The 1,170-nt window shown below is 36.4% G+C and carries 1 protein-coding gene; it reads right to left on the bottom strand.

What is annotated here, in order from left to right:
• Window positions 1-191: 191 nt before the first annotated feature.
• Window positions 192-734 carry a stage V sporulation protein T gene (spoVT, locus tag RUMTOR_RS06445; RefSeq protein WP_004846353.1) on the bottom strand — a complete coding sequence of 181 codons (543 nt, stop codon included), beginning with the start codon at window positions 732-734 and terminating at the stop codon, window positions 192-194.
• Window positions 735-1,170: the final 436 nt, after the last annotated feature.

The following is a 1,170-nucleotide window of genomic DNA, read 5'->3' as shown; positions in this document are numbered from 1 at the left end:
AATCGCCTGTGGTGGATTCCAAAGTGATTTCACGAACCAGATCGCCTTTTTCCCAACATTTCCATATTCTTTTGCTTCCATCACAAACCTCCCGTTTCGTATCATCACTAATAAAGCATATGTTTGTCCCGAAAGATTTATGACTGGTGAAAATACTTATTTCCCTCATATTTACCAAGCTGTTCTTGCTGTTATTCCATTTGTCTTCCCAAAAAATCCGCTGCGCTGACGGCAACTCTTTGTTCTACTTCGCCAAAATGTTTTTTCTTATCTTTGTTTAATAAAACGACTGCCCCGATTATATCTCCCGCGCTGATAATAGGAGATATAACTTCATCCTCATATTCATTCATTTCTTCCGTCACTTTTACATATCTGTCATCTCCTTGACACGCCGTTAAAACTTCTCTGTTTCCCAAAACCTGAAGAAACTCTTTTCTTACAAATCTTTCTTCTAAATCTTTTTTACCTGCTCCCGAAACAGCGATAACCTGATCTGTATCTGTAATACACACTGTACACCCCATTGTCTGAGATAAACTTTCCGCATACAATTTTACAGGCATTCCAAATTCACCGATCGGAGAATACTTTTTCAAAATAATTTCGCCTTCTCTGTCAGTAAATATTTCCAAAGGATCTCCCTCGCGTATACGAAGCGTTCTTCTGATTTCTTTCGGAATTACAACTCTGCCGAGATCATCAATTCTTCTTACGATTCCTGTTGCTTTCATAAAAAATCCTCCGTTTTGCAAATTTCTATCTTTATCATATTTCTGTCAATAAAGGTAGTATCTGTAAAACTAAGGTTTTTATGCGTTTCTCCGGCAGGAATACAAAAACGACACTTGTTTTTAAAAAATCAGAACTGATCATTATACAATGTCCATTCTTGAAGAAAATCAAATCATTAATCAGTGTTTCCTTAAATATTTAACCGGCACATATAATTATTAGAATATTTCTGACAAGCCCGACTTTAGCTTGCCTCTGCCGCAAAAAAAGACAACGCCTTTTCAGACGCTGCCTTCTCTCATTCCGTTTGGAAAATATTCTCTTCTTATTTATATCTCGTTTACATATACCTTCAAAACTACATACAAAGAATCTTTTTCATCCTACCCTTACGGGTACCGTCTTTTGATAAGCATCTAAAAACACAGATGCTAA

The organism is [Ruminococcus] torques ATCC 27756, assembly GCF_000153925.1.
In the GTDB taxonomy this organism is placed as follows: Bacteria; Bacillota; Clostridia; order Lachnospirales; family Lachnospiraceae; genus Mediterraneibacter; species Mediterraneibacter torques.
Note: the sequence above shows the minus strand (reverse complement) of the source record. Positions and strands in the feature narration are given on the sequence as shown.